We start from the raw sequence: 249 nt of genomic DNA, 5'->3' as shown, positions 1-249 counted from the left end.
ATCTGAGCGAGGAGTTCGGCTTCACGGCGCTGCGCTGGGCGGCGGGCCTCGGCCATGCGCGGGTCGCGGAGACCCTGCTCGCCCATGGCGCGGACCCTGACCTGACCAGTCCGCAGGGTGAGGGGCCGCTGGTGGTCGCGTCCCGGAGGGGGTCGGTGAACACGGTGCGGGCCCTGCTCCGGCACGGCGCCGGCGGTCTCTCCCCCGCGCTGGAGGAGGCCAGGCGCATGCTCGCGCTGGACGTGGAGC

General features: G+C 75.5%; 1 protein-coding gene. It reads left to right on the top strand.

Annotated features, from left to right (window positions below; translation table 11 throughout):
• Positions 1 to 249 (top strand): ankyrin repeat domain-containing protein (locus BFF76_RS30130; protein ID WP_141695704.1); only part of this gene is annotated, 249 nt, incomplete at both ends.

This window comes from Streptomyces mutomycini (genome assembly GCF_001700505.1).
Lineage (GTDB): Bacteria > Actinomycetota > Actinomycetes > Streptomycetales > Streptomycetaceae > Streptomyces > Streptomyces mutomycini.
This window is presented reverse-complemented; position numbering and strand designations above follow the sequence as displayed.